This is a genomic window from Streptomyces sp. CAI-85, assembly GCF_013363615.1.
Taxonomy (GTDB): Bacteria; Actinomycetota; Actinomycetes; order Streptomycetales; family Streptomycetaceae; genus Streptomyces; species Streptomyces antibioticus_B.
Genome location: NZ_JAANNX010000149.1, coordinates 1 through 3,019, shown reverse-complemented (window position 1 = coordinate 3,019; position 3,019 = coordinate 1). Strand labels below are relative to the sequence as shown.

The 3,019-nt window shown below is 67.0% G+C and carries 3 protein-coding genes; all 3 read left to right on the top strand.

Annotation, left to right across the window (positions count from 1 at the left end; genetic code table 11):
* Window positions 1–236: 236 nt before the first annotated feature.
* The 3 genes from G6W55_RS37200 to rplL all read left to right on the top strand — a co-directional run bounded on the left by G6W55_RS37200 (window position 237) and on the right by rplL (window position 2,454).
* The gene (locus G6W55_RS37200; protein WP_175525011.1) at window positions 237–1,136 is read left to right on the top strand and encodes a hypothetical protein; all 900 of its coding nucleotides are present in this window, start codon (window positions 237–239) and stop codon (window positions 1,134–1,136) included.
* A gap of 278 nt (window positions 1,137–1,414) precedes the next feature.
* The gene (rplJ, locus tag G6W55_RS37195; RefSeq protein WP_030788337.1) at window positions 1,415–1,945 is read left to right on the top strand and encodes a 50S ribosomal protein L10; all 531 of its coding nucleotides are present in this window, start codon (window positions 1,415–1,417) and stop codon (window positions 1,943–1,945) included.
* Between the two features lie 125 nt (window positions 1,946–2,070).
* Window positions 2,071–2,454, top strand: a complete 384-nt coding sequence (rplL, locus tag G6W55_RS37190) for a 50S ribosomal protein L7/L12 (RefSeq protein WP_078634521.1) — start codon at window positions 2,071–2,073, stop codon at window positions 2,452–2,454.
* The last annotated feature ends 565 nt before the right edge of the window (window positions 2,455–3,019 follow it).

The following is a 3,019-nucleotide window of genomic DNA, read 5'->3' as shown; positions in this document are numbered from 1 at the left end:
TCCAGGTCGACCCGAACCGCACCCGCAACCTCCTCGTCGAGGAGGACCCGGCCGCGGTCTGATCCGTCGACTCGTCGAAGTCGTACGGCTCACAGCAGTCGGTGACGAGCCCCGCAACCTTTCGAGGTGCGGGGCTCGTCCCTTTTTCCGTACGACTCTTCCGTACGACTTATTGCGCACGGGTGTCAGCGCCGTGCGTTAGCGTGCGGACACAGGATTCCTTGGGGGTGGAGCGAATGAAGAGCACGACTCTGCGGCGTGCGGGTCTGACCATCGCGGCGGTGACCGTGCTGAGCGCGGTGACCGGCTGTAGCTCGGGGGACTCGGGGGGCTCGGAGGGCTCGAAGGGCTCCGGCAAGGACGGGGCCGCGCGGTTCTCGCCGCTGGCCGCCCTGCGCAGCGCCGAGAAGTCCACCGATGCCGCCGACTCCGCGAAGGTCGAGTCCAGCACGACCATGGGCTCGGTGATGTCGATGACCGCCGACGGCGCGCTCGGCTGGGGCGACGGCCTCACCGGCACGCTCACCATCACGTACACCGGCGGCACCATGGCCGAGACGATGCGGCAGACCGGCAGCACCTCGATGGAGGCCCGCTATCTGCCCGACGCGTACTACGCCAAGATGGGCGACGCGTTCGCCGCGCAGGCCGGCGGCAAGCACTGGATCAAGTACGCGTACGACGACCTGGAGTCCCTCGCGGGCGGCTCTGGCGCCTATCTCAAGGACCAGATGCAGAACACCACCCCGAACCAGTCGGTGAAGCTCCTGCTGGCCTCCGGGGACGTGCGCAAGGTCGGCGAGGAGAAGGTCCGCGGCCAGCAGACCACGCACTACTCGGGCACGGTCGACGTGGCCGACCTGGCCTCGAAGAACTCCGACCTCAGCCAGAAGCAGCTCGACGACCTGAAGAAGCAGCTCGACCAGGCCGGTGTCACCACCGAGACCGTCGACATCTGGGTCAACGACGACGACCTGCTGGTCAAGAAGGTCGAGAAGGGCGAGACCACGGCCGGCGCCTTCACCCAGACCGCGTACTACAGCGACTACGGCACCCCGGTGAGCGCCGAGGAGCCGCCGGCGAGCGACACCGCCGACTTCGCGGATCTGGTGCAGCAGCAGGGCGGGACCTCGTAGAACCGGGCGATTTGCCTGGCGGGGTTCGCCTCCCGTACTCTCCTACAGAAGCCAAAGACCGCTGGTCGTTGCCGTGCTCTCGCAAGAGGGGGCGGTGGCCGAAGGATCCGCTGATACGCGGACGACCCGCGCAGGTGACTGTGGAAGTTGCTCCCGGCCCGGAATCCGTACTGGATGCCGTTCCGGTCGAGCCACGCCCCGTGCGCCTGCGCCGGGGCGTTTCGTTTTCCCAGCCCCTTCTGAGCGGTCCTCATCACCCGGAAGGAGGCCGACGCTCTATGGCAAGGCCCGACAAGGCTGCCGCGGTAGCCGAGCTGACGGAAGCGTTCCGCAGCTCGAACGCCGCTGTGCTGACCGAGTACCGGGGTCTCACCGTGGCGCAGCTCAAGACGCTGCGTCGTTCGCTCGGTGAGAACGCCCAGTACGCCGTGGTGAAGAACACGCTGACCAAGATTGCGGCCAACGAGGCCGGGATCACCTCGCTCGACGACCTGTTCAACGGTCCGACGGCGGTCGCCTTCGTCACCGGTGACCCGGTGGTGTCGGCGAAGGGTCTTCGTGACTTCGCCAAGGACAACCCGAACCTCGTCATCAAGGGCGGTGTCCTTGACGGCAAGGCGCTGTCCGCCGACGAGATCAAGAAGCTTGCGGACCTCGAGTCCCGCGAGGTTCTGCTCGCCAAGCTGGCGGGTGCCTTCAAGGGCAAGCAGACGCAGGCTGCGCAGCTCTTCCAGGCGCTCCCCTCGAAGGTCGTCCGCACCGTGGACGCCCTTCGCGCCAAGCGCGACGAGCAGGGCGGTGCCGAGTAACTCGGCTCGCAGCATGACCGCAGCCTGAGGCAGTCCGCCCGGGCACGCGGTCACAGCGGGCCGATCGTACGCCCGCCAGACATGTACATCCGGCACCAGCCGAATTAGTGGAAGGATCGCCCACCATGGCGAAGCTCAGCCAGGAAGACCTGCTCGCGCAGTTCGACGAGATGACCCTCATCGAGCTCTCCGAGTTCGTGAAGGCGTTCGAGGACCGCTTCGACGTCACCGCCGCCGCCGCGGTCGCCGTTGCCGGCCCCGCCGTCCCCGGCGCCCCGGCCGAGGCCGCTGAGGAGAAGGACGAGTTCGACGTCGTCCTCACCGGCGCCGGCGACAAGAAGATCCAGGTCATCAAGGTCGTGCGTGAGCTGACCTCCCTGGGTCTCAAGGAGGCCAAGGACCTCGTGGACGGCGCCCCGAAGCCCGTTCTCGAGAAGGTCGCCAAGGACGCCGCGGAGAAGGCCGCCGAGGCCCTCAAGGGCGCCGGCGCCTCCGTCGAGGTCAAGTAACACCCCGCGGTCGGCGACGACCGCGAGCAAAGGCTGAAACAACCCCCTCGGGGGCTGTAACGCCGGTGCACCGAAGAGCGATCATCCATCCGGGTGGTCGCTCTTCGTCGTTCCCGGAGCGCGGCCACGGTTGCCTCGAAGCCGCGTGAGCGGGGGGTATGGTGATCTTCGTCGTGTCTCCCGAGCATCCCGGTTCGGCAGGGGGGCCTTGACGAACCGCACGCAGCGCGCAATTCTCAGGACGCGTCGTCACAAGGATCCGAATCCGAGGCATGGATCGACGGCGAAGAGGGCAGTATCACCGTGCGTCGAGGGCAAGCAGACCGAGGGCGTTGAGAACAACGAGGGTCTCGAAAAACCCGCACTGGACATCAGTGTGCCAAGTGGCTACACTGACCCTTTGCGCTGCCTGTTAGCTGTCCCCTGCCCGTCACCAGGGGCATGCCCTCACTTGAGCATTGACGATCAGAGTGCCTCCCATCTGGGATCTCTGTCTCTGTGCGCGGGAGAGGGACCGGTACGCGCGTAGTGAGTCCGAGCCCTCGGAAGGACCCCCTCTTGGCCG

Coding starts and splice junctions, on each gene's coding strand:
- G6W55_RS37200 (WP_175525011.1), top strand. CDS start 237: ATGAAGAGCACGACTCTGCGGCGTGCGGGTCTGACCATCGCGGCGGTG.
- rplJ (WP_030788337.1), top strand. CDS start 1,415: ATGGCAAGGCCCGACAAGGCTGCCGCGGTAGCCGAGCTGACGGAAGCG.
- rplL (WP_078634521.1), top strand. CDS start 2,071: ATGGCGAAGCTCAGCCAGGAAGACCTGCTCGCGCAGTTCGACGAGATG.